The sequence below is a fragment of the Synoicihabitans lomoniglobus genome (assembly GCF_029023725.1).
Classification (GTDB): domain Bacteria; phylum Verrucomicrobiota; class Verrucomicrobiia; order Opitutales; family Opitutaceae; genus Actomonas; species Actomonas lomonigloba.
The window spans coordinates 5,012,613-5,035,264 of the sequence record NZ_CP119075.1; the positions used below are offsets into that span (position 1 = coordinate 5,012,613).

The window sequence follows — 22,652 nt, forward strand, 5'->3', positions numbered from 1 at the left end:
ATTTAAGATATTCATATTTAATTACTTATAAAATTTGTGAAAAAATGACATCTCCGAAAATTCGAGACATTTGCAGTGCGAACCACCGGCCGAAGATGCGTTCTGCACGGAAAGGGTGACAACGGTTCGAACGAACTTCACCGTGGTTCCGTGCGGCATAAATGACCGCACGTCCCCACGTGAATTCACGCTACGCTGGATCGCGTATTTCCGTCCGTCCTCAAACGCAAAATCCCTTCATCCTCATGATGCATCAGATCATGAAAAAACTACCCCTTCGTCTCGCCGCCACCATGGCGGCACTTGTATTCGCGGCGTTGGCTGGCGCCGCCGAAAGTGATCTTTCCAATCCCAACGTGATCGTCATCTACACCGACGATCTGGGCTACGGCGATGTCGGCTGTTTCGGGGCGACCGACATCCAGACGCCCCACATTGATCGCATGGCGCGCGAGGGTATTCGGTTCACCGATTTTTACTCCGCCTCGTCCGTGTGCACGCCGTCGCGCGCAGCGTTGCTGACGGGTCGCTTCGCGCAGCGCATGGGTATCGTCGGCGTGTTTTTTCCCGAGTCCTTCACCGGCATGCCCACGACCGAATACACCATGGCCGAAATGCTGCGCGACCAAGGCTACGCCACCGGCATCGTCGGCAAGTGGCACCTCGGCCACCACCATCAGTTCCTACCGCTTCAGCGTGGTTTCGACGAGTATTTCGGCATCCCCTACAGCAACGACATGGCGAGCGTCGTCTACCTCGCCGGCAACGAGGTCGCGGAGTTTCGCGTCGACCAAACCTACACCACCCGCACCTACACGGAGAAGGCGATCAGCTTCATCGAGCGACACGAGGACGGTCCGTTCTTCCTCTATCTCGCACACAACATGCCGCACGTGCCGATCTATGCGTCGCCGGAGTTTCAGGGTTCGTCCGACCGCGGACTCTACGGCGATGTGATTCAGGAAATCGATTGGAGCGTGGGCGAAATTCTGCACACGCTGGAACAACGCGGCTTGCTTGAAAATACGCTCGTCGTTTTCACCAGCGACAACGGTCCGTGGGAAGTCATGCGCGACCACGGCGGATCTCCCGGTAAATTGCGGGAAGGCAAGATGTATACCTTCGAGGGTGGCATGCGGGTGCCCACCGTGGCCATGTGGCCGGCCGGCATCAAAGACGACGGTCGGGTGGAGAAAAACCTCGCCGTCATGACCGACTGGATGGTGACGCTGGCCGAAATCACCGGCGCCACCCTGCCCGACGATCGTGACTACGACGGCGAGAGTCTGCTGCCGGTTTTCCAGGGCACCGGACCTCGCACCGGCCGGGACGAGTTCATCTACTATAATGCCGACGACATGGCGCTCCACGGTTATCGCCGGGGCGACTGGAAGATTAAACTGCCCTACGATGGCTTCAGTGGTGCCCGCTGGAAAAAAGGTGTGGCCGCTCACCCTTTGCTACTCATCAACCTGCGCGACGACCCCGGCGAAACCAACAACCTCGCAACGACTCACCCCGACAAAGCGCAGGCCATGCTCGCCGCCATGAATGCGCTCCACGCCAACAAGGGCCCCTTTCCGGAGCCTATTCCTATTCGGAGTCGGGCGGACAACTCTCACTTCGAACACCTGACCGAACAACACGGCGAAGCCTTCTGGGATTTTTGAAACCGGCCATTTCCATATTTCTCACCGTCATCAGCGTCGCAATCGCTCCGCTCAGCGCGACGTCGTGGTCGACCACCACTTGGCAGGGCGAAGCCGCCCACGTCGCCACTTCGGAGAGCGGCAAATGGAGTGCCATCGTTTCACTGGAGCGCGGGCGCCTCGTGCATTTCGGAGTATCAACCGAAGAGAAAGACAACTTGCTCTTCGCTCCGGCCACCCGCGACACCGCGCTCGGTTGGGGCGGCCATCGCTTGTGGCTCGGACCGCAAACCGAGTGGCCCACGTTTTGGCCTCCACCTGCCGCTTGGGAGCAATCAGCGGCGGCAGCAACCGTGTCCGATGACGGGACTACTTTGACGCTGCGTCCACCGCCCACCGGTCTCGGTTGGCCCGATCTCAACCGACAGTATCAATGGTTTGGTGACGAGCTCCACGCGACAGCCTCTGTCTCCGGCGAATCGGATCGAGCGGTGCAAATCGTCCACATCCTGCAACAGCCCCACGGCTTCCGCGTGACCTTCGTGCCCGCACCGACCGCCGATGCGCCTCACGGCTACGTGTTGCTTCCGTTTTACCTGCGACCGGAATTCGTGAAGACGTTTGATCGTCCCGAATTCGTCCTTCACGACGCCAACTTGGTGCGCGTGCTGCCGACCGAAACGACCGAAAAAATCGGCCTGCAATCCACGACACTCGAGGGCCACCTGAACGCGTTCACGCTTCGTCTTCGTCCCGGTCAAATGTCGGGCCAAATCGTCGGCGAGCCCGAACAGGGCTACAATACGCAGGTGTTTCTCGGGGGACACGAACCGTTCATCGAGTTGGAGCAACTCACCCCTCGGCTGGCCGCCGGGGCCGACAATCGTGCGTTCACCGTCATCATCAGCGGGCGCCAACGGCTCAAACGCTGATCGACCCTTGCGACCCCGGTGGGCGCGTGGCAGGGTGGCACCGTGTCGACCTTCAGCCCATTCTCGTTTCCGGAACGCCTCGCATGAACCGCGCGTATTGGGAGAACCTGGCACACAACTACGAGGAACAGATTTTCAGTGTGCTTAAACGGGATGAGCACGGCCTGATCGCCACCGTGATCGAGCGCCACCGCAGCCCCGACCGCACCGCCGCCGACCTCGGGTGTGGTCCCGGCCAAATCACCGGTCTGCTGGCCGAAAGCTTCGGGCATGTGCACGCGTGTGACATCTCCAGCGCCCTGCTCGATCAAGCGCGCGCCACCTGCGCCGACCACGACAACATCAGCTACCATCGCCTCGATCTCACGACCGAGACCACCTCACCGATTCCGCCCGTTGATTTCGTGTTGTGCGTCAATGTGATCCTCGCGGCGGATCTCGAAACGCGGGAGCAACTGTGGACGCACATCACCAGCCTGGTCGCCCCGGGCGGCACCCTGCTCCTCGTGTTGCCCTCGCACGAATCGGCCCTCTACACCAACTTCCGCCGACTCGACTGGCATGTGCGGTCCGGCCTCGGCGCCGACGAAGCCATCCGCCACAGCTTTGCTCGCGAAGGCAACGTGCCCCAACTCGAGCACGGCGTGCGCGGCATCGAAGGGGTGAAAACCAAACACTACCTGCGCGAAGAAATCATCGTCCAACTCCAGGACCGCAGCCTCATCGTCGACCAAGTCGAGAAACTCACCTACGATTGGTCCATCGAATTCGCCGAGCCGCCGGATTGGCTGGGCTCGCCCCACCCCTGGAACTGGCTGGTCGTGGCCCAGCGGCCCGTGTAGGGCCGGAGCTGATACTTAATTCAACGCGGCGTCGCGCCAGTATTTGGTGCCCTGCAAGGTCGCTTGGAGCGCGAGCCCGTTCTTGGTGAACTGGTAGACTTCAACCCCTTCGGCAATGTTGCCCGCAAAGGCGGCCTGCCCTCCCTTGGTGTCGGATTTCGCGGCCGCGTCCGCCTGGGCGGAGAAGTCCCACCCGGTTTCGACGAAGGCGTTCAGCTTGGCCTGGTCGTAAAAAACAAACACCCCGCGAAAGTCTTTCACGCCCAATCCGAGACCCAGACCGGCGGAGCCCATTTTCATGAATGTCTCGTGTCCGCGCTGGTCGACCACCATGCCATGGCCGCCGGCAAAGGAGGCGAAAATGACATTGATGCCGACGTTGGAAAACACGGCGTAACCCGCCGCTTTTTTGATGCGCGCCTGGGCCTCGGGTTTGGTCTCGTAAAGCTCGGCCAGGACATCATCGCGCATGTCGCGGACTTTGTCTCGCTGCTCCTCAATGGAAGGTTTGGCCCAGAGTGAAGTCGCCGCCACCACCAGACCCAGTCCGAACGTGAGCCCATGCCGAAATGAGGAAAATTGCATGGCTCCACTCAACGCCCGCACCGCCCGCTGCACAAATCAGTTCAGCGTAAAAGCGGTGTTTAAGTGCGAGCCTGCGCTGTCGCGCGTTTACGCACAATCTCGCCCTCGCATGCCGCAGACCCCCGGCCCAGTTCGCGACACACCTGCGGACGCCGCTCATAAATCTCACAGACGAACCGGGCAGGAAAACCCGCCTCAATGCGCAACGCGGCACAATGACCATCGTGCATACGCATGAAGGCCCGGTGGTTGGAAAAAACCGCCCAACGATCGGGCGACGCCCCCAGCCGTGACCAATCCGCCCCCGTCACCCGCACATAGTCGCTCGCCGTCGAAAAACAACACGCCCCACAGCTCAAACAAGCAGGCAACGGCAGCGCATCGTCGGGATTCACCTCTCCAGCCTAAACCGGCGCCACCGTCCATTACCACTCAATCGTTTGTCACCCATTAGGTGACAAACGGTCGCGACCAAGGACCGACGCCGATCTTGCGATCACGGTGCGGTGTCGGTGTCGGTGTCGGTGTCGGTGTCGGGCGAGCGACGGGCGGCCCCGTCAAACCAACCAGAATTCGGGAGACACTATTGTGTTCCGCCCGGCTTGGCCTGGATTCGTCCCGGCTGTTCTCGATCCGAAAGCCAGAACAGCACCTGCAAGGTTTTCTCCGTGTCGGGCATACGCGTGCCGGACACGAAATAGTCGTGCACCCGTTGGCGCGGGACGCCTAAAACCCGGGCTAAATTTGCCTGGGTGCCACGTTTGCGCAGATGGGGTCGCACCCGTTCAACCAACACATTCCACATCGGGGTGTCGGGACCCGGCCGCAACGTGAGGAAAACTCCGCGACGGCGGGATCGGGTTCGAGCGCGAGCCGCTTGAGCTGCCGTATCAATCGACGCGAGCGCGATTTCGGCCAGCATGTCCCACAGCTCCATGGAGTAGTGCGAAGATCGATGATTCATTGAACACCACGCTTATACCGGCATGCGCCGTTTGTCACCTAATAGGTGACAAACGGGGCTGAGTGCGACGCGGGGCGGCGCGGGGATACCGGGAGTGGGCGCCGACGAGGCGCCGGTGACTGGTTCCGATCAGCGGGGCTGGGTTTCGAGACGCAGTGCCGCGAGCGACAGATTGATGTCGCGGATGAACATGATCACCGAGCCGATGAGCGCGAGCTGCCCCACCGCGAAAACCAGGACAATCGCGATGCCTTGTTCAAAGCCCGCCAGAGAAGCCACGAACAGCATCAGGATCAGCAACGCCGCCGATAGAATGGTGACCGCCAACAGCATGCACGACGCGCGTAAAAACGCGGCCCGCCGATCGAACACCTGCAGTTGCGCCCGGATCCGATCGGCTTCCGGCGGCGGCGGGTTTCCGGCGAGCTCCCGGGCCAATACCCGCGACCGATCCACCACCCGACCGAAACGGTTGGTGACGGTCAGCATCAACAGTCCCACGCCGGAAATCAGGATGACCGGGCCGATGGCCAGCTGGAGCACCGGCAGGAGTTCGTGCAACGTGAGCGGATTCACGAGGATGGCAGTGAGATCGGTGACTAACGCACGCGCATCAGCAGCAACGTGCGATCGTCGTGATTGGGCGCGAGCACGCAGAAGTTGCGCACGTAGCGATCGACGGTTTTGACCACCTCCGCCAGCGGTCGCTCGGAGTGACGTTGCAAACTCGTCGCGAGGCGATCGCGGCCGAACTCCTCGCCGCGCGGATTGGCCGCCTCGGTGATGCCGTCGGTGTAAAGCGCGAGCAGGTCACCCGATACCATCGTGGTTTCACATTCCTCGAGCATGTCGTCGAAGAGCGGACCCTCGTCGAGTCCGATGGCCAGACCTCCGCCGGGCAATTGGTCCACCTCGCCGGTGGGATGCAGCAACAACGGCGGCTCATGGCCGGCGCGGCAGAAGCGCAGCACCCGCGTATCCATGTCAAAGATACCGTAAAACAGGCCCACGAACATGCCGGGGCGCATGTCGGGTTGCACCAGCCGGTTGACGCGGCGCAACACCGCCGCCGGGCTCGCTTCACCTTCGGCGCAAATTCGCATGGTGGCACGCAGTTCCGTCATCACCAGGGCAGCACCGGCGCCTTTGCCCGACACGTCGGCCACGACGAAACCCCAGCGGCGATCGTCGACCTTGAGCACGTCGTAATAATCACCGCCGATGAGCATGGACGGGTCGGACAGCGCTTCGATTTCAACCTCGGAAATATCGGGAAAGTCGTGCGGCAGCAGGTGGGACTGAATCTCCGCGGCGGTGCGCAGATCGCGCTCGCGAATCTCACGTTCACGCTCCTCCGCCGCACGGCGCTCGGACACATCGGTGATGAGACCCTCGTGGTGGGTCACGACGCCGTTGGCATCACGTCGCACCACGGTGTGGTCGGACACCCATCGGGTGGATCCGTCGGCACACACGATGCGATATTCCTGATTATACTCGTCGTGGCCGGCGTCGGCGTGGGCTTCGAGTTCGGCTTTTACCCGAGGCGTGTCGTCCGGGTGGGTGATGGCGATGAAGCCCCGGTTCGACTGGATAAAAAAGTCCGGATCGTAGCCGTATTGATCGACACTCTCGGAGACGAACTCGACCGGCCAGTTCTCGGCCGCTCGCCACAGCACCACCACCGAGGGGGAACGATTCACAATGCGCTCCATCTCCTCGCGCCGGGCGAGGGCGGCTTTCAATTGTTCCTGGGCCTCGAGTCGACGCGTGATGTCGCGTCCCACCCCGAGAAAGGCCGTGTTGCCATCGCGGTCCGTATAGTAGGACGCGCTCATGGCGTGCCAGATCCAGTCACCATTGGCATGGCGGATCCGATACTCGATGCCGGCGGCACTCGGGCCGTGGTCGATCGTATTGCGGAAAAACTGTTGCCAGTCCGAGACGTGATCGGGGTGCAGAAAGTCCACGAATCGCTCGCCCAACACATCGGTGGTGGAGTGGCCGAGCTTGGTCGTCCAAGCCGACGAGAGAAACTTGAGCCGGCCTTCGGGCGTGATGGCGAAAAGGATCTCGCTCGCCGTGTCGAGATAGGTGCGCCAGCGCGACTCTTTGCTCTCGAGATCGAGGATCGCTTTTTTGCGATCGGTGATGTCCTCCAACATCCCGAAGTGGTGCGTGACGTCGCCTTCGGCGTTGCGCAGCACGACCAGCGTCAGGTTTCCCCACACCGTTTTGGTGGGAGAAATCTGGTAGCGCTTCTCCATCGAGAATTGGTCCCGCTTGCCTTCATAGAGCTCCTGGGTGAGCTGGGCCTGACGGGCCAGATCGTCCGGATGGGTGATGCGAAAAACGTTTTTGACGTCGGCGGCCTCTTCGAGCGTGAGACCGATGATCTCACAGAACCGGGCGTTCACATGGTTGAGCCCGGGTTTTCCGTCGGACCCGAACTCGCGCCAACTGATGCCGATGGGCGCGTGATCATAAAACGCCGCGAGTTGCTCCTGCGTGGTGCGCAACAGCTCCACTTGCTGGCGCAGTTCCTCCTCGGTGGACTTGAGGCGGGTGACATCGGTGCGGAATGCGAGGTAGAAGCGCGGTTTGCCGTCGTCTCCCAGCAAGGGAACAATGGTGCTCGAAACCCAGTAATTACTCCCGTCCTTGGCGCGGTTGCAGAACGTGCCCCGCCACGTGTTTCCCGCCGAGATCGTTTGCCAAAAACTGGTGAAGAACTCGGGCGGGTGCTTGTCCGACTTGATGATACGGTGGGTCTGCCCGACCAACTCGGCCCGATCATAGCCCGAGATGCGGCAAAACTGATCGTTCACGTGGATGATCGTGCCGGTGGCATCGGTCACCGCCATGATGGCGTGCTGGTCGGCCGCGGCACGCAGCCACGCGAACAACTCGTGGTCATCCAAGGGGAGATTTCCGAAAGTATCGGCCAAAGGCGTCATGGGACCGCGATTCGTGGCACGATGCGGAAGTCGGCGCGAGACGGAACCGCGCCCAATCTAGTCAATTTTTACCATCGGCCGCTCGCCATCGCACAATTTCGCAACTAGGGTTCGTTCATGGAAACGGTCGCTGCATTTGCTGAAATTGCCGAAGCTCAGTTGATCCGCTCCGTGCTCGAAGGTCACGGCATCTCCGCCGTCATCCCCAACGAACAAACCGCCGAGATCGCACCGCCCTACCTCTGGGGATCGGGCGGCGTGAAAGTGCAGGTCGCCGCGGAAGACCTCGCCATCGCCCGCGAAGTATTGGCGACGTTGGAGAAAGACGGCCCCGCCGCCGCCGCGGCGGAGTCGAATCCGGACGTTTGAGCACGAGTCGGGTGAGAAGGCGTTGCGCCCGCCACCAGCGGTCGCCACACGTCGTTATGCCGTTTGCCCATGGACGCACCTGAGACGATCTCGAACCGCCGCCACCCGTGGCGCTGGGTGCCCACCCTCTACTTCGCGCAAGGGATTCCCTACGTGGCGGTCATGACCCTCGCGGTCGTGATGTATAAGAACTTCGGCATCTCCAACACCGACATCGCGCTCTACACGAGTTGGTTGTATCTGCCCTGGGTCATCAAACCCCTGTGGGCGCCGTTGATCGACCTGTGGCGCACGAAACGGTGGTGGATCACCACCCTGCAATTTCTGATCGGGACTGCCTTCGCGTTGATCGCCCTGACCGTGTCGGCACCGTTTTTCTTTCAGGCCACGTTGGCGGTGTTCTGGTTGCTGGCCTTCAGCTCGGCCACGCACGACATCGCGGCGGATGGTTTTTATTTGCTGGCGTTGGACAAACCACGACAGGCCGCGTTCGTCGGCGTGCGCAGCACGTTTTACCGTATCGCGATGATCGCGGGTCAAGGCGGGTTGGTGTTTCTCGCCGGGGCGTGGGCGGAACGCACCGGCAGCATGACCCAGGCGTGGACCGGCGTATTCGCGGTGCTGGCCGGATTCTTCGGCGTCATGGCCATATTCCACTGGCGGGCCCTGCCCCGACCAGCGGACGACCGCACCGGAGCCGCCGCGACCGCGACCTCGCCGTGGGCGGGCTGGTGGACGGTGTTCGCGGCGTTTTTTCGGCGGCCCGGCATCGCGGTCATTTTGGGATTTCTGCTGTTTTATCGCTTCGCCGAAGCCCAACTCCTCAAACTCGCGACGCCGTTTCTGCTCGATGAGCGCGCGGTCGGGGGGCTCGGCCTGAGCACCAAACAGGTCGGCGTGATCTACGGCACCTTCGGAGTGGTCGCCCTGACGATCGGCGGGTTGGCGGGCGGGTATCTCGTCTCACGCTACGGACTGCGTCGCCTGCTCTGGTGGATGGTCGGTGCCATGCACGTGCCCAATCTCGTCTTTGTGGCGCTGGCGATGACCCAGCCGGAAAACAGCGTCATGATCGGCGGTGCTCTCGTGCTCGAGCAGCTCGGCTACGGCTTCGGTTTCACCGCTTATCTCGTCTACATGATGATGGCCGCGGAAGGATCCCACAAAACCGCCCACTACGCGCTGTGCACCGGCTTCATGGCACTCGGCATGATGCTCCCCGGCATGGGCGCGGGTTGGCTGCAGGAGCAACTCGGCTACGAAAACTTCTTCATCTGGATCATGATCTCGGCGATCCCCTCCCTCGGTGCCGCCGCCCTCATCAAAATCGACGATTCGTTTGGTCAGGCCAAAACTGCCTAGCGCCGCTTCAACAAAATTTGGGTTGACGATCGACGCTTATTTTCAGTTTATACTGAAATTATGGAAATAACCCCCGTCATGCGAAAGTTCATTCTGCACTGGGGGGAGATGGGCACCAAGTGGGGGATTAATCGGTCGGTCGCGCAAATCCATGCGCTTCTTTATGTCGCCGGTGAACCGCTGACGGCGGACGAGCTGGTGGAGCACCTGGAGATCGCCCGGTCAAACGTCAGCATGAGCCTGAAGGAGCTCAATGGTTGGGGCCTGATCCGCAACGTGCACAAGACCGGTGACCGGCGTGACCACTTTGAAACGCATACTGATGTATGGGAGATGTTTAGAATCATCATGATTGAACGCCAAAGGCGCGAGATCGAGCCAACGGTGCGACTCCTTGATGAATGCGTGGCAGAAAGCGAAGCGAACGAAGCGACGGCCAACCCCCAACGCCATGAACGGCTCGTCGCGATGCAGGAGTTCATGCAACTCTCTGCCTCGTGGGGCCACCGCACGTCCGGGCTTTCGGCCAAAAAAATGAAGAAACTGGCTCAACTTGGAGACACTATTTTTCGCCTCATCGACTAACCCGTTATTTAGGTTTAATTTTCAGTTTCTACTGAAATTACAAAAATAAAGAACATATCATGAATCTCACGCTACTAGGATATGCCCTCTATCTTGGCATCAGCATCGCCTTGACGGTTTGGGTTGCCCGCACCTTGCACCGCAACGGACGCGTATTCCTGATCGACGCCTTTCACGGCCGCGTCGAGATGGCAGACGCCGTGAACCACCTTTTGGTGGTCGGCTTTTATCTCATCAACTTGGGATTCGTGACGCTGGCCCTGCGCTACGGCAGGCCGCCCACGACGTGGGAAAACGTTTTTGTCTATGTGAGCACGAAGGTCGGTCTCGCGATGCTGGTGCTCGGTGCGATGCACTTCTTCAACCTGTTCAACTTGGACAAAATGCGTCGCAAAGCGAAACGCAGCGATGTTGCAGCGGCCGCTGCCCTGCCGGCCCATTGAAAGGACACCACCATGCACACGGTTCGAATACGCACCTTGAAAGCCATGGGGGTGGGCCTGCTCGCTTCGTTTCTCACGGCCGAGCTGGCAGTGGTCGTTTATGCAGTGGTCGACGGATTTGATGCACGTGCGCTCCAGGCCGGCATATTTTGGGTCGGGTTTATCGGTATCGTCGCCGGTGTTTTCGCGATAATGGGATGGTTCATCTTCATCCTTCCCCTGACGGCGTGGCCACAGGCTGAAAAGCTACTGGGACATTACTACGTCGGGGAAGTTGTGTGGATGCTACTAGCGGTGGTTGCCTACTGTGCCCTCGTCTTGTCCTGGGCCGGTGTCGAAGCCATCTTGACCAGCTGGATTCCGGCCGTGATGGGTTTGCTGATCGGGTTGAGCTATCGCTGGCTCGGGCATGGAAAGGTCAAACCATGAAGGTCATAATCGCCGGAGGCAGTGGTCATGTCGGCGCGGTTTTGCGCCGGAAATTTGCGACCGTCGACCATGAGGTCGTCGTGCTCAGCCGCCGCGCTCGTGCCGCAACCGGCGGCTGTCGTGTTGTCCCGTGGGACGGGCGCACGGTCGGCGATTGGACGCAGGAAGTCGACGGGGCCGACGTGGTGATCAACCTCGCGGGGCGCAGCGTCGATTGCCGCTACGGAGCCAAGAATTTGGGCGAAATGCTTGAGTCGCGCTTGTGGTCAACCACGGCCATCGGCCGAGCAATCGCGCAAGCGGCTCGGCCGCCCCGAGTGTGGTTGCAGGCGGCCACCGCGACGATCTACGCCCACCGCTTTGACGCGGCGAACGACGAAGCCTCCGGCATTATCGGCGGCGATGAGCCAAGCGCGCCGCCAAAATGGAATGCCAGTGTCGCCATCGCACGGGCTTGGGAAGAGGCGGTCGATACCGTCGAGACCCCGCACACGCGAAAGGTCATTCTGCGCAGTGCTATGGTGATGAGCCGTGATCGCGGCAGTGTCTTCGATGTGTTGGCGACGTTGGCTCGTCGCCATCTGGGTGGCACGATCGGGGACGGGCGGCAGTTTGTTTCATGGATCCCTGAGCACGACTTTGCCACTGCGATCCAGTTTCTGATTGATCGAGCGGATATCGCCGGAGCGATCAATGTCTGTGCGCCGAATCCGTTGCCAAATGCCGCATTCATGCGCGATCTGCGGACCGCCGTGAACCGGCGTTGGGGTTTGCCGACGCCTGGACCGTTGCTAGAGCTCGGCTGCTGGGCGTTGCGCACCGAAAGCGAGTTGGTGTTGAAGAGCCGCCGCGTGGTTCCGGGCCGATTGCAGGCGGCGGGATTTGAGTTTACTCATCCCACTTGGTCCGGCGCCGCCCAAGCTTTGGTCGTCGCTCAAAAATGAACGATGCAGCTGTTTTCTGAGGCCGACTGTTTCGTATCCCATGCAGTAAGAGCGCGATGACGTGTGATAGCAGGTGTCTCTCGCCGACCTGCCAGCCCGCCGTGTTCATCGCGCGCAAGCACGCTCCTACGTCCCAGATCTGACTCTCGGCCGCAAACCCTTGGGAGAGTGAGCTGGTCCCAGCAAAGAGGCGGCCTTCCATGCACGGAGGCCGCCTCGTGGTGAATAACCGGACCAATAAGTGAGTAAGTGGGCCGGTCGTTGTTCTGACATTAACGGCGATCGGGGGGCCCGCCGCGGCCGCCGCGTTCGCGCATCTTTTCCCGACCCGCGGCCCATTCGGCATCGCTGATCTGGCCGTCACCGTCGGTATCGATCCGGGCCATGGCGCGGGGACGTTGGGCGATTTCGGCCCGCATGGCGGTTTCGGCCTGGGCGCGTTCGCCGGCATCGAGCTTACCGTCGCCGTTGGCGTCGAATCGCTCCAGGGCACGCGCCCGCATTTTGTCCCCGCGGGCGCGCAGTTCGTCGCGCGCTTCCTTGGCGGCGGCGCGTTCGGTTTTATCGAGGCGCCCGTCCCCGTTGGCGTCGAATCGAGCGAGAATTTCTTCGCGAGACGGACGTTCGGGGCGGGGAGGACGGGAATCGGCGGCATCCTCAGCAGCTTGCGCCACCGAAACGAGGACCCCGAGGGTGGTCACCGCAATGAGCGCGGAGATGAGTTTTGTCTTCATTATTTTCGAGGGTTGAGATTAACGGCTTACTGAAACAGAGACGGTAACTGGCAATCGCGGTTACCATCCGGCGGCCAATCCCACGTTTTTCTCGTCTCGCGATGTTCCAAGTCACTTTCGCCCCTCAGGCCATGCAAGAGCTCAACAAGCTCGACAAACTCACGCAGCTGGTCGCGATCGAACCGCTGAGTGTGTTGCGGTCCATCGATCTCGAACGGCCGCGCGAGCCGTTGGGCAAATTCGTCCGGCGCAGCCAAACGCTGTATCGCCTGCGCAGCGGGGAACTCCGGTTCTATTTTGAGACGCGCGACGAAGAGGAGCTTCACGTGCTCTACATCCTCCACGAACACTCGTTGGAGGATTTTCTGTTGCGCAACAAATTGCCCGTGTCCGAACAACAGTTGGTCGAACAGCACTCGAAATTTTGGAAGTATCTCGAGTCCATCACCAAGTCCTGATGATTCCCGCCTTTCTCCTGCCATGAGCACCGACGCACCTGACGCCCCCACCCCGGACCCGGAAGATCCATTCACGGCGGAGAACGCCAGTCGGATCTATTTCCTGCCCAACTTGATGACGGCGGGAAATCTGTTCTGCGGTTTTGTCGCCTGCATCAAATGTGTGCAGGCCCACTATCTGATGCGGGGGGCGGATGTGATCACGCCCGGGGCGAGCGAGTTGTTCTCGGAGGCGGTTTGGCTGATTTTCGGTGCCATGGCTTTCGATGTGCTGGATGGTCGTCTGGCCCGCATGGGGGGACGCGAGTCCCTGTTTGGCGGAGAGTTCGATTCCTTGGCCGACATGGTGTCGTTTGGCCTGACCCCGGCGTTGATGATGTTTTTCCTGATCCTGTCGCCGACTCAGGGGTATCCCATTTTTCAAAAAATCGGCTGGTTCTTCGGATTCGTCTATCTGCTGTGCGCGGCGATTCGACTGGCACGGTTCAATGTAATCACCCACCCGCTCATCACCCGGAACCACAAACCCGCCAGCAAGGACTTCATCGGTTTGCCGGTGCCGGCGGCGGCGGGCACCGTGGCGGCGCTGGTGTTGTTTTTGCTCAATCTGGCCAAACACGATCGTGAACTCCAGATGTGGGCGCTCGCGCTGCCCCCGTTGCTCATCTTGATCGCCGTGCTGATGGTCAGCCGCATCAGCTATCCCAGCGGCAAGCAAATCGACATGCAGACGAAGACTCCCCTGACCTCCTTCGTGCTGTTTCTGGCGGCGGCCAGTGCGATCGTCGCGTTCAAGGAAGTCGGCATGCTGGTCGTCATGCTTGGCTACATTTTCTGGGGAATTTATCGCTCGCTGCGGAGCCGTTCCTCCAACGCGGAAAACGTGTGAACAAGTTGACGATCATTACCCAACAACTTTTAGGCGGTGAAAAACTCGCGAGTTGTTCAGAATTGTCCGACAGTTGCTCACAACCTCGCCGTCGGCCCGCTCCCAGTGGTAAATCTGCCGATTTTAACCGAGTTACTACAGTTTTTCTTCCCCATAATAAGACGGCTCTAATTACTTATTGAATCAGGTATCTTTTGGGCTTTGTTAACTTCCGCACTTCCCGGCCCCGGGAACCTCTCCCCACGCCATGAAACTTAAGATCAACCGCGACCACTTCAGCAACGGACTCGCCCAAGTTCTCAACGTCGTCGGCTCCAAAGCCACGATGCCCATTCTCAGCAATGTGCTGATCGAGGCGGAGAAGGACCACATCACCCTCACCACGACGAACCTGGATCTAGGGATTCGCTGTAAGATCAAAGCGGAGGTCAAGGAAGGCGGCGCGGTCACGCTGCCCGTCAAACGTCTCGCCACCATCGTGCGGGAGCTGCCCAACGTCGACGTGAGCTTCGACGCCACACCCAACCACCAGGTGAAACTCACTTCGGGCGGGTCCAACTTCCGCATCATGGGCATCGGCAAGGACGAGTTCCCTCCGCTGCCGGAGTTTGGCGACGATCGCACCTTCACCCTCGAGCAGGGTGAGCTCACCGCGATGCTCAAGAGCGTGGCCTATGCGCAGTCGACCGATGAGACCCGCTACATCCTCAACGGCGTATACTTCAATTTTAAGGACGGTAAGCTGTCTTTGGTGGCCACGGATGGTCGTCGCCTCGCTTTGACCTCCAAAGAGCTGGAAGTGCCCGAAGAAGCCGCCGGAGCCATCATCCTGCCAGCCAAGACGGTTGGCGAACTCCAGCGCATGCTCGACAAGGGCGAGAAACTGAAAGTCTCGTTCAATGAGCGCCGGGCTGCGTTTCAGATTTCCACCGACAAGGATTCGAGCGGTCTCATCGACTCGATTTACCTCTATTCGAAGGTCGTCGAAGGGAATTATCCCAATTACCAACAAGTTATTCCCAAGGAGACGCATCAGCGCATCAAGCTCGAGCGCGAGCTGCTGCAACAGTGCATCCACCGGGCTGCGTTGGTGTGCAGTGAGAAGTCCAATTCGGTCAAACTGAAGCTGTCTTCCAATCTTCTGGAGATCACGGCGCAGAGTCCTGATTTCGGTGAAGCTCACGAATCCATGGCCATCGGTTACAGTGGTCCGGAGCTGCAAGTTGCTTTTAATCCGCAGTTTCTGCTCGATCCCTTGAAGGCTTTGAACAAGGACGAGGTCTTCTTTGAAGTGAAGGACGAGGTCAGCCCGGGTGTGTTCAAGACCTTGGAGAGCTTCATCTGTGTGATCATGCCCGTGCGTTTGAGCTGATCGTCGGTTCCTTCATTAAATTTCGTATCGTTTTTGCCGGGCCGGACGCTCTCAGCGCCCGGCCCGGTTGGTTTATTCCCAAATGGATCCCACCTATTTCATTGTTTCCGCCATGGTCGTGTCGCTGGTGCTTTTTCAAGCCAACCAGCGCCGGGCCTCGCCGGTGCTTTCGATCCTCAACCGCTGGTTGCGTTGGCTGATCTTTGGGTTTGGTCTGGCCAAGATCGTGATCGATCTGGGAGTCACCGCCCGTCCTTACTGGATGTTGGTGCTGACCTTTCTGTTGGTTTACGCCCTGGTGGAGACGATCTATCGCTGGTTGGAGATTCAGGCGTTGAGCCTCAGCCCCATTCCGCTGTTTCCGCGGTTTCGAGCCAACGCGGGCGGCGAGGAGTGGCCGACCCACCCCCGGTTTGTCAAAACGCGGGATTGGCTGCGGGGACAGGGTTTTCACGTCGTTCAGTCCCTCAAGGCCGAGATTGCGCCGAGTATTCATCTGCGGATGTCGGTTTATCAGGATTCGTCCAACCGGCTGCGCATTCAGATCCTGTTTTTGCCCCAGCCCGGCGGCAACATCGTCATGTGCGCCAGCTTGTCGTCGCAGACGCCGGACGGACTCCGCTACGTGACGGACAACCTCTACCTGCCCTTCGCTGGATTTTATCCGGAGAACTGGATGGTCGATCGCAGCCCGTGGCGGCGCACCTTACCCGCCCTGTTGCGTCGTCACCGGCAGCGGGTCGACGGGAAGAATATCGTTTTACAGGCGTGGGAGACCGATCCCTTGGTCGATCTCAACGCGCAGCAGCAGGCCCTGGAGCAGGTGAACACCGAACTCGGGTTTCTCTTTCCTCATCACGAACGGGATGAGCACGGCAAAATGACCTCCGAAGCACGTTACCGGGTGTGGAAGGAAGCATGGTTGCTCAATTATTTCGGACGGAGTGCTCGGTATTTTTAACTCACATTCTGGCCGCGGGTGACGTTGTTATCCGGGTCTTTTTCCTCCTTCCATGACACCGGATAACGAACCCACGCCAACGGAGTCGGCCCCACGTTTCGCCCCCCGGGGTGGCAGCAGGCCCAAACGGGGGGCGATGTGGTTGCCGGTGTTGGTGGGCGTATGTGCGGTCACGACCACCTTGATCGCGTTTGTCTCGATCGAAAACGCGGCCAAATCGGCGGACCAAGCCCGTTTTGAACGTCTGACCGAACGTCTCAGCAGCGGTTTTAATCAACACCTGCGCACCACCGCCCAGGCGCTGCGCACCGGCGCGGTGCTCTCGGCGAACAGCGATAACATGAATCGGCGCATGTGGCAGGATTATCTGGCTGCGACCGGACTGCGCACCGAACACGGCATGGTGGGCCTGGGTTTTGTGGAGCGGGTGGCGCGAGCTGACATCGATGCCTTTGAGGCGCGGATCCGAGCCTCGGGCCTGCCGGACTACACGGCGGAGCGGGCGGGCGATCATGATCCGCTTTATCTCGTGGCCTACATCGAGCCCTACGCGACGAATGCGGGGGCGTTGGGCATCGACGTGGCCAACGGCACCAACCGACGTACGGCGGCCGAGACTGCCACGCGGGAGCTGCGCGTTTCGATGTCGCGCCGGATTCGTTTGATTGTGGGAGATGCGGAGACGCCGGGCTTTCTGCTATTCTATCCGGTGTTCAACCTGGGTGCTCCCGTGGCCACCGTCGCTGAGCGTGAGGCGGCCCTGCGGGGATGGGTTTATGGGGCCGTGCGGGTGGATGCGCTGGTTTCCCCGATCGAGGATGAGTTTTGGGATGAGGTGGACTTCAAGGTGTATGAAGGCACTTCGAGCGCGGGCGGGCGGTTGCTCTGGGATGCCGCCATGCGTAATCCGTCGTCGCGCTACGACGCCGAAAAAGCGCGGTTTGAGCGCACGATCCATTTCGATGTCTTTGGTCAACCCTGGACCATGGAAGCGCGTTCGCGGCCGCATCTGGTGCTCGATTCGGCGCATCGATTCGCCTGGTTGGTGCTGTCGCTGGGGGGGCTGCTCAGCGCCGGGGCGGTGTTGCTGACGATTCGACTGTCGCGTGGCCGCACCCAAGCGCTGGCCAAGGCGGAGCGGGCGAACGCGGACCTGGTGTTGGCCAACGAACAGTCCCGGCGGTTGGCGTTCATCGCCAAACATATCCACAACGCGGTGGTGATCACCGATCCGGAAGGCCGGATCGAGTGGTGCAACGAGGGGTTTACGCGTTTGAGCGGGTGGGAGGCCAAGGAAGTCATCGGTCGCACGCCTGACTCGTTCCTCCACGGGAAGGAAACGAACCCGGCCATGAGCGATCAGACCAAACGGCAGATCGCAGCCGGCGAGCCCTTCTCGGAAGAGCTGATCAACTACCACCGCGACGGCCATCCCTATTGGGTCGCGATTGATGGTCAGCCCCTGCACGACGATCACGGGCGCGTGACCGGATACATGTCGATCGTGGTCGATATCACCGAGCGCAAACAAACCGCCATCCAGCTCGCCCGTCAGGAAGCCGAGTTGCGCTTCATCTTCGAATCCTCGCCGGTCGGGCTCTCGCTCATGGTCGTCAACCGACCGGAGACGCGGCTGGTCAACCCGGCGTGGTTGCGCATCACCGAACTCTCGGCGGACGCGGCGAAAGATGATGAAGCCCTGCGCGCCGTGTTGCATCCCGACGACGTGGAGCAGTGGGAGAAACTGGAGTCCGGTGGCGATCACGCCGGCGTGGAACTGCGCATCATGCAGCCGGACGGCGATATTGTTTGGGTGGAGCTTCAGCGGCGTCGTTACGGTGATCCGGTGACCGGCACGCGGCAGGATGTCATGACGATGGTCGATATCACGGCATCGAAGAATCAAGCCGCGGATTTGATCGCCGCCAAGGAACAGGCTGAGCAGGCGAGCATGGCGAAGAGCCAGTTTCTGGCCATGATGAGTCACGAGATTCGCACCCCCATGAACGGCGTCATCGGCATGGCGTCGGTGCTCATCGAATCGGACCTGACGCCGGAGCAAACGGAATGCGTCGAAACGATCTCCAAGAGCGGCAATGCCTTGCTGACGATCATCAACGACATCCTCGATTTTTCCAAAGTGGAGGCCGGTCAACTCAAGATCGAGAGCACCGAGTTTGCCCTCGCCGAATGTGTGGGCGGAGCCGTCGAGTTGCTCACGTTGCGTGCTGCGGAGAAGCAGCTCGAACTTCTCATCGATCTGGATCCCGCGCTTCCCCGGTTCGTGCAGGGCGATGCGGTGCGATTGCGGCAGGTCATGGTCAACCTGATTTCCAATGCCGTGAAGTTCACCGAGCGCGGCGAGATCTGTGTGCGGGTGCAGCTCAAGGAGCAGACCGCCGAGGGCGCGATAGTCTACGTCGAAGTGGTCGACACCGGCATTGGGATCAAGCCGGCGGATATCGGTCGCTTGTTCGACTCCTTCACCCAGGCGGATGCCTCGACGACGCGGCGTTACGGTGGCACCGGACTGGGTCTGCCGATTTCCAAACGACTCGTTGAGCTCATGGGGGGCTGCATGTGGTGCGAGAGCGAGTTTGGCAAAGGTTCCAAGTTCGCGTTCGAAATCACCCTCCCGGCTGATCCGGAAGCCGAGGGCGACGACGTCGACTTGCCGTTTCGCTCCCATTTACAGGGTAAATCCGTGCTGATCATCGAAGGCAACGACACCAACCGTCGAATCGTCGCGGACATGGTCGCCCTGTGGAACATGACCCCCTCTGCCTTTTCCGCGGTCGATGTCGCGCTGCGCAATACTTCCGCCGGCACGACCTACGACGTGATCATTCTCGGGCAAGACGCCACCGGCACTCCCGCTGACCAAGACCGTGTCGCGCAGTTGCGGGCGACTCCGATGGCTGCATCAGCCGCCGTCATGCTCATGGTTTCGGCAACCCGCGCGACTGACCCGGACGATGCCTCGCACTTTGACGTCGTGATCAAAAAACCGGTGCGGGCCCCCAACCTCGCGCCGTTGCTTGTTCGTGCCCTTCGCCTCCGGGCGGGGCCGCCGCCGCCCGCAGCGCGGTCCTCCGTCCCTCATCGACCGACGACGGAACCATCGTCCGCGGCCGGGACGGCGTCCGCGTTGCATGTTCTCGTCGCGGAGGACAACCCCGTGAACCGGACCATCTTCGTAAACATGATTTCCCGCCTGGGCCATACCACGGATGTCGTGACCGACGGTTCAAAGGTGGTGCCGCAGCTCCAAAGCAAAGTCTACGACGTGGTCATGATGGATGTGCAGATGCCGGTGATGGACGGCTTGGAAGCGACCCGGCAGATCTGCACGACCTTCCCGCCGGAGAAGCGTCCTTGGATCGTGGCCGTCACGGCCAATGCCATGGCGGGCGACCGTGAAAAATGTTTGGCCGTGGGCATGAACGACTACGTGACCAAGCCGCTCAAATTGCAGGATATCAACGCGGCGCTGGACCGGGCGCGTCAGGCCGTCCGCCGCGCGGATTGATCAGCGGAAATAGTCGGCCAGATTGACCACCGCGGTGGAGGCGACGGGCTGTCCGTTTTGCAAGGCGGGCAAAAAGTCGAGCTGTGCGATCATGGCGCCGACATGATCGGGCAGGATCGCTTCGGTCGGATGGATGGCGGTGAGAAATCCCTCCGCATCGACATCGACGGAAACTTTGAAATCCACGTCCGCGGGCCGTGACGTGGCGCGCAGTTCCGCCGGTGCGAGTTCCCACACCGGTTGGGCGGGGAGCGTCTCGTTGCGGTGGTTGGCGGTGTGATCCAGCAACAGATACTGGCGAGCCTCGGCGGCGGAGAGATCGAAGCGTTTCTCCGAGAGATTGGACGCGAACTCTTTGCCGTTGTTGAACAAGTGGATCTTCACATCGAGGATCTCATACCCCGCAGGCATCCCGGTTTGGAGATGGAGGATCTTGCGGGGGGTGGGCCCGACGGCACCGATTTCGCGATGAAAATTGATGTCGCTGAGCTGGCCCTCCGGTCCGCGCAACCGGGCCCGAGCCACGAGAAAAGCGTGAGCCATGGTTTCGGGAGATGAAATCTTGAACGTGAGCTGAATGGCGTCGTGACCGTTTTGCCGGACGCGGGACTCCAGCTCCTTGTTGTTGAAATCCTGGCTGTTCATGGCGTCGAGCGTGTTGCTCTCTTCCATGACCGTATTGACGCGTTCGGCCGTGATTTGACCGCCCATGTCCCGGACCGAACCCACGATGGTCGGCACATCGATTTCGTTCAGACGATCCTGTTGGTAGTTCATGATGTTCGTCTGCCGGCCCACCTGTTGACGTTTCGGATCGTTGCGGGGCGAAAAGGCCGCCTCCCACTTCAGGTCCTCGACGGTGGCGGCCAGACGGCACACTTTGGGCACGAGTTTCCACCGAAACCCGGTCGTCTGGTCCATTTCCTCCAACCGTCCATCTTCGGTCTCCACCAGGGAAGCCCGGCCCAAGACGTTTTTCACCCGCATCATTTCATTGTCGTGGGGGAGGTAGAGATCGACCCCGACATACAGATGATGGGTCGTCTCGGGCGCCACCCGGGAAGTCACCACCCGTGGCTTGGGCTGGCCCGATAACGTGCTGCACAGCATGACCAAAGAAAGCCCTGCGACCAGAAGAGCCGCAGTCTGCCGAGGGGGAGACGGAAGACGAAATGGGGTCATTGAATCGAGAAAGCAGGCCGAGGCGACGCCGCCGGAGAATGGTTTCGCCACGCCGCGTATCACACTGGGATACGGCGCGGGTTCAAGTGTTCCGCTTTAAAACGGCCGCTTGCCGTTGATTGCGGAGCCGGGTCACCGCCGGAGAGTCACCACGCATTCGAGGTGGCGGGTTTGGGGGAAGAGGTCGAAGGGTTGCACGTCGGTGAGCGTGTAGCCGGCGGTTTTGAAGTGGACGAGGTCGCGCATCTGGGTGGCGGGGTCGCAGCTCACGTAGATCACGGCTTTCGGTCCGTAGTCGAAGAGTTGGTTCAGGAAAACCTCGTCGCAGCCTTTGCGCGGGGGGTCGATGATGATGACCGTGTCGTCGGCCGGGAAGGTCAGCCCGGCAAAGATGGCCGAGGCGTCGCCGGCTTGGAACGTCGCGTTGGTGATGTCGTTGGCGGCGGCGTTTTCGGTGGCAAAGCGCACCGAGGATTCACTGATCTCGATGCCCTGAACCTGCTCGAAAGCGCTTGCCGCCGTGAGCGCGAAGAGTCCGCTGCCACAATACGCGTCGACCAGATGACGGGCACCGCTGGCGGCCGCTTGTTCGCGCACGTAGCCAGTGAACGCCGGCAGGATGAACGGGTTGTTTTGGAAAAAATCGCGGGCGAGGAAGTGCAGTTGCAGGTCTCCGACGGTCTCCGTGACGACCGTGTCGTAATCGGTCGTGACGGTGCCGGAGGCGTCGCGCAGGAGCAGCGTGGCCCCCTTTTTGTAGCCGCCGGCTGCGACCTTGGCGCGCACCTCGGGACGAATCGTATGCAGCCGCTCATTGATGGCATCGGTGGCGATCAAACAACGCGGCACGTCCACGATGTCGAAGCGCGTGCCTTGGCGCAGGAAACCGATGGGCAGGTCTTCCGCGGACTGGCCGTCGCGGGGCAACTGAAAGTGGGGCGTGATCTTGGAGCGATAACCGAACTGCTCGGGCGAACCGATCACGGGGTTCACCGGGTGCTCGATGTCGGCCATGTGTTGCAATAACTCGACCACCTGTTGGCGCTTCCAGGCGAGCTGTCCGTCGTAGGTGAAGTGCTGATACTGGCAGCCCCCGCAGCGGCCAAAAAATTCGCACGGCGGCGCGATGCGCTCGGGCGAGGCGGTGAGCACCTCGACCAGATCGGCCTCGGAAAAGTTCTTTTGGTTGCGAAACACCCGCGCCCGCACGCGCTCGCCCGGCAGGCAAAACGGCACCATGACCACCCAAGCACCGGAGCTTTCTGGCTCCGGTGAAGTGGAAAGACTCGAAGTTTCGCGTGGCAAGGGAACGCGCCCCAGGCCGATACCGCGATTGGTCAGCGTCGTGATCTCGAGCTCGATCTCGGCGTGATACGGGAAAGGGAAGTCGCGCGGTTGTTTTTGTTTCTTTCGGCCCACGGAACACACGGAATACACGGAAGGGTGAAAACCGAGTGTTTTCTTTT

The 22,652-nt window shown here is 60.6% G+C and carries 22 protein-coding genes; 14 read left to right on the forward strand and 8 right to left on the reverse strand.

The features are described 5' to 3' along the window. Positions 1-260 precede the first annotated feature (260 nt). From PXH66_RS19240 to PXH66_RS19250, 3 genes are all read left to right on the forward strand, one after another. On the forward strand, positions 261-1,670 hold the full coding sequence (locus PXH66_RS19240) for a sulfatase family protein (RefSeq protein ID WP_330930884.1): 1,410 nt from the start codon (positions 261-263) through the stop codon (positions 1,668-1,670). Beyond that, a complete protein-coding gene (locus PXH66_RS19245; protein WP_330930883.1) occupies positions 1,667-2,581 on the forward strand; it encodes a hypothetical protein in 915 nt (304 codons plus the stop codon). Before PXH66_RS19240 ends, PXH66_RS19245 begins: the two co-directional genes overlap by 4 nt. Before the next feature lie 83 nt (positions 2,582-2,664). Next, a complete protein-coding gene (locus PXH66_RS19250) occupies positions 2,665-3,423 on the forward strand; it encodes a class I SAM-dependent methyltransferase (protein WP_330930882.1) in 759 nt (252 codons plus the stop codon). 15 nt (positions 3,424-3,438) lie between these two features. On the opposite strand, the gene PXH66_RS19255 is transcribed toward PXH66_RS19250, so the two are convergent. The 5 genes from PXH66_RS19255 to PXH66_RS19275 form a co-directional block, all read right to left on the reverse strand. Continuing rightward, a complete protein-coding gene (locus PXH66_RS19255; RefSeq protein ID WP_330930881.1) occupies positions 3,439-4,008 on the reverse strand; it encodes a lipid-binding SYLF domain-containing protein in 570 nt (189 codons plus the stop codon). Between the two features lie 59 nt (positions 4,009-4,067). After that, complete coding sequence (locus tag PXH66_RS19260) at positions 4,068-4,403, reverse strand: YkgJ family cysteine cluster protein (protein WP_330930880.1); 336 nt, start codon at positions 4,401-4,403, stop codon at positions 4,068-4,070. A gap of 188 nt (positions 4,404-4,591) precedes the next feature. Beyond that, positions 4,592-4,972, reverse strand: a complete 381-nt coding sequence (locus PXH66_RS19265; RefSeq protein WP_330930879.1) for a helix-turn-helix domain-containing protein — start codon at positions 4,970-4,972, stop codon at positions 4,592-4,594. A gap of 129 nt (positions 4,973-5,101) precedes the next feature. Then, the gene (locus PXH66_RS19270) at positions 5,102-5,548 is read right to left on the reverse strand and encodes a DUF2721 domain-containing protein (RefSeq protein WP_330930878.1); all 447 of its coding nucleotides are present in this window, start codon (positions 5,546-5,548) and stop codon (positions 5,102-5,104) included. 23 nt (positions 5,549-5,571) lie between these two features. Continuing rightward, positions 5,572-7,929 (reverse strand): PAS domain S-box protein, encoded by a 2,358-nt coding sequence (locus PXH66_RS19275; protein WP_330930877.1) that lies wholly within the window; start codon positions 7,927-7,929, stop codon positions 5,572-5,574. Positions 7,930-8,046: 117 nt separating this feature from the next. Here PXH66_RS19275 and PXH66_RS19280 point away from each other — a divergent pair, with 117 nt between their 5' ends. The 6 genes from PXH66_RS19280 (at position 8,047) to PXH66_RS19305 (ending at position 12,061) form a co-directional block, all read left to right on the forward strand. Then, positions 8,047-8,298, forward strand: coding sequence for a putative signal transducing protein (locus PXH66_RS19280; RefSeq protein WP_330930876.1), 252 nt, complete (start codon positions 8,047-8,049; stop codon positions 8,296-8,298). 69 nt (positions 8,299-8,367) lie between these two features. After that, complete coding sequence (locus tag PXH66_RS19285) at positions 8,368-9,660, forward strand: MFS transporter (RefSeq protein WP_330930875.1); 1,293 nt, start codon at positions 8,368-8,370, stop codon at positions 9,658-9,660. 78 nt (positions 9,661-9,738) lie between these two features. Beyond that, entirely contained in the window at positions 9,739-10,245 is a 507-nt protein-coding gene (locus PXH66_RS19290) for a GbsR/MarR family transcriptional regulator (protein WP_330930874.1), read from the forward strand. A gap of 59 nt (positions 10,246-10,304) precedes the next feature. Next, positions 10,305-10,688 (forward strand): hypothetical protein, encoded by a 384-nt coding sequence (locus PXH66_RS19295; protein WP_330930873.1) that lies wholly within the window; start codon positions 10,305-10,307, stop codon positions 10,686-10,688. A 12-nt stretch (positions 10,689-10,700) separates the two neighbouring features. Then, the gene (locus PXH66_RS19300; protein WP_330930872.1) at positions 10,701-11,117 is read left to right on the forward strand and encodes a hypothetical protein; all 417 of its coding nucleotides are present in this window, start codon (positions 10,701-10,703) and stop codon (positions 11,115-11,117) included. After that, a complete protein-coding gene (locus PXH66_RS19305) occupies positions 11,114-12,061 on the forward strand; it encodes an epimerase (RefSeq protein ID WP_330930871.1) in 948 nt (315 codons plus the stop codon). The genes PXH66_RS19300 and PXH66_RS19305 overlap by 4 nt, the downstream gene beginning before the upstream one ends. A 272-nt stretch (positions 12,062-12,333) precedes the next feature. On the opposite strand, the gene PXH66_RS19310 is transcribed toward PXH66_RS19305, so the two are convergent. Next, entirely contained in the window at positions 12,334-12,795 is a 462-nt protein-coding gene (locus PXH66_RS19310; RefSeq protein WP_330930870.1) for an EF-hand domain-containing protein, read from the reverse strand. Positions 12,796-12,896: 101 nt separating this feature from the next. On the opposite strand from PXH66_RS19310, the gene PXH66_RS19315 reads away from it, so the two are divergent. The 5 genes from PXH66_RS19315 (at position 12,897) to PXH66_RS19335 (ending at position 20,004) form a co-directional block, all read left to right on the forward strand. Further along, positions 12,897-13,253, forward strand: coding sequence for a type II toxin-antitoxin system RelE family toxin (locus PXH66_RS19315; protein ID WP_330930869.1), 357 nt, complete (start codon positions 12,897-12,899; stop codon positions 13,251-13,253). A gap of 22 nt (positions 13,254-13,275) precedes the next feature. Continuing rightward, positions 13,276-14,142 (forward strand): CDP-diacylglycerol--serine O-phosphatidyltransferase, encoded by an 867-nt coding sequence (pssA, locus tag PXH66_RS19320; RefSeq protein WP_330930868.1) that lies wholly within the window; start codon positions 13,276-13,278, stop codon positions 14,140-14,142. A 247-nt stretch (positions 14,143-14,389) separates the two neighbouring features. Beyond that, positions 14,390-15,514: a DNA polymerase III subunit beta gene (dnaN, locus tag PXH66_RS19325; protein WP_330930867.1), complete on the forward strand. Its 1,125-nt coding sequence runs from the start codon at positions 14,390-14,392 to the stop codon at positions 15,512-15,514. Between the two features lie 82 nt (positions 15,515-15,596). Then, on the forward strand, positions 15,597-16,475 hold the full coding sequence (locus PXH66_RS19330; protein WP_330930866.1) for a hypothetical protein: 879 nt from the start codon (positions 15,597-15,599) through the stop codon (positions 16,473-16,475). Between the two features lie 52 nt (positions 16,476-16,527). Further along, positions 16,528-20,004 carry a CHASE domain-containing hybrid sensor histidine kinase/response regulator gene (locus tag PXH66_RS19335; protein WP_330930865.1) on the forward strand — a complete coding sequence of 1,159 codons (3,477 nt, stop codon included), beginning with the start codon at positions 16,528-16,530 and terminating at the stop codon, positions 20,002-20,004. On the opposite strand, the gene PXH66_RS19340 is transcribed toward PXH66_RS19335, so the two are convergent. Both PXH66_RS19340 and PXH66_RS19345 read right to left on the reverse strand, forming a co-directional pair. Beyond that, on the reverse strand, positions 20,005-21,114 hold the full coding sequence (locus PXH66_RS19340; protein ID WP_330930864.1) for a hypothetical protein: 1,110 nt from the start codon (positions 21,112-21,114) through the stop codon (positions 20,005-20,007). 204 nt (positions 21,115-21,318) lie between these two features. After that, positions 21,319-22,614 (reverse strand): class I SAM-dependent RNA methyltransferase, encoded by a 1,296-nt coding sequence (locus PXH66_RS19345; protein WP_345781747.1) that lies wholly within the window; start codon positions 22,612-22,614, stop codon positions 21,319-21,321. Between the last annotated feature and the right edge of the window lie 38 nt (positions 22,615-22,652).

What these genes read in the sequence shown, in the direction of transcription:
- PXH66_RS19285 (WP_330930875.1), top strand. Translation starts at nt 8,368, where the DNA reads ATGGACGCACCTGAGACGATCTCGAACCGCCGCCACCCGTGGCGCTGG.
- PXH66_RS19340 (WP_330930864.1), bottom strand. Translation starts at nt 21,114, where the DNA reads ATGCTGTGCAGCACGTTATCGGGCCAGCCCAAGCCACGGGTGGTGACT.
- PXH66_RS19290 (WP_330930874.1), top strand. Translation starts at nt 9,739, where the DNA reads ATGCGAAAGTTCATTCTGCACTGGGGGGAGATGGGCACCAAGTGGGGG.
- PXH66_RS19310 (WP_330930870.1), bottom strand. Translation starts at nt 12,795, where the DNA reads ATGAAGACAAAACTCATCTCCGCGCTCATTGCGGTGACCACCCTCGGG.
- PXH66_RS19315 (WP_330930869.1), top strand. Translation starts at nt 12,897, where the DNA reads ATGTTCCAAGTCACTTTCGCCCCTCAGGCCATGCAAGAGCTCAACAAG.
- dnaN (WP_330930867.1), top strand. Translation starts at nt 14,390, where the DNA reads ATGAAACTTAAGATCAACCGCGACCACTTCAGCAACGGACTCGCCCAA.
- PXH66_RS19275 (WP_330930877.1), bottom strand. Translation starts at nt 7,929, where the DNA reads ATGACGCCTTTGGCCGATACTTTCGGAAATCTCCCCTTGGATGACCAC.
- PXH66_RS19280 (WP_330930876.1), top strand. Translation starts at nt 8,047, where the DNA reads ATGGAAACGGTCGCTGCATTTGCTGAAATTGCCGAAGCTCAGTTGATC.
- PXH66_RS19265 (WP_330930879.1), bottom strand. Translation starts at nt 4,972, where the DNA reads ATGAATCATCGATCTTCGCACTACTCCATGGAGCTGTGGGACATGCTG.
- PXH66_RS19330 (WP_330930866.1), top strand. Translation starts at nt 15,597, where the DNA reads ATGGATCCCACCTATTTCATTGTTTCCGCCATGGTCGTGTCGCTGGTG.
- PXH66_RS19250 (WP_330930882.1), top strand. Translation starts at nt 2,665, where the DNA reads ATGAACCGCGCGTATTGGGAGAACCTGGCACACAACTACGAGGAACAG.
- PXH66_RS19300 (WP_330930872.1), top strand. Translation starts at nt 10,701, where the DNA reads ATGCACACGGTTCGAATACGCACCTTGAAAGCCATGGGGGTGGGCCTG.
- pssA (WP_330930868.1), top strand. Translation starts at nt 13,276, where the DNA reads ATGAGCACCGACGCACCTGACGCCCCCACCCCGGACCCGGAAGATCCA.
- PXH66_RS19240 (WP_330930884.1), top strand. Translation starts at nt 261, where the DNA reads ATGAAAAAACTACCCCTTCGTCTCGCCGCCACCATGGCGGCACTTGTA.
- PXH66_RS19295 (WP_330930873.1), top strand. Translation starts at nt 10,305, where the DNA reads ATGAATCTCACGCTACTAGGATATGCCCTCTATCTTGGCATCAGCATC.
- PXH66_RS19255 (WP_330930881.1), bottom strand. Translation starts at nt 4,008, where the DNA reads ATGCAATTTTCCTCATTTCGGCATGGGCTCACGTTCGGACTGGGTCTG.
- PXH66_RS19305 (WP_330930871.1), top strand. Translation starts at nt 11,114, where the DNA reads ATGAAGGTCATAATCGCCGGAGGCAGTGGTCATGTCGGCGCGGTTTTG.
- PXH66_RS19335 (WP_330930865.1), top strand. Translation starts at nt 16,528, where the DNA reads ATGACACCGGATAACGAACCCACGCCAACGGAGTCGGCCCCACGTTTC.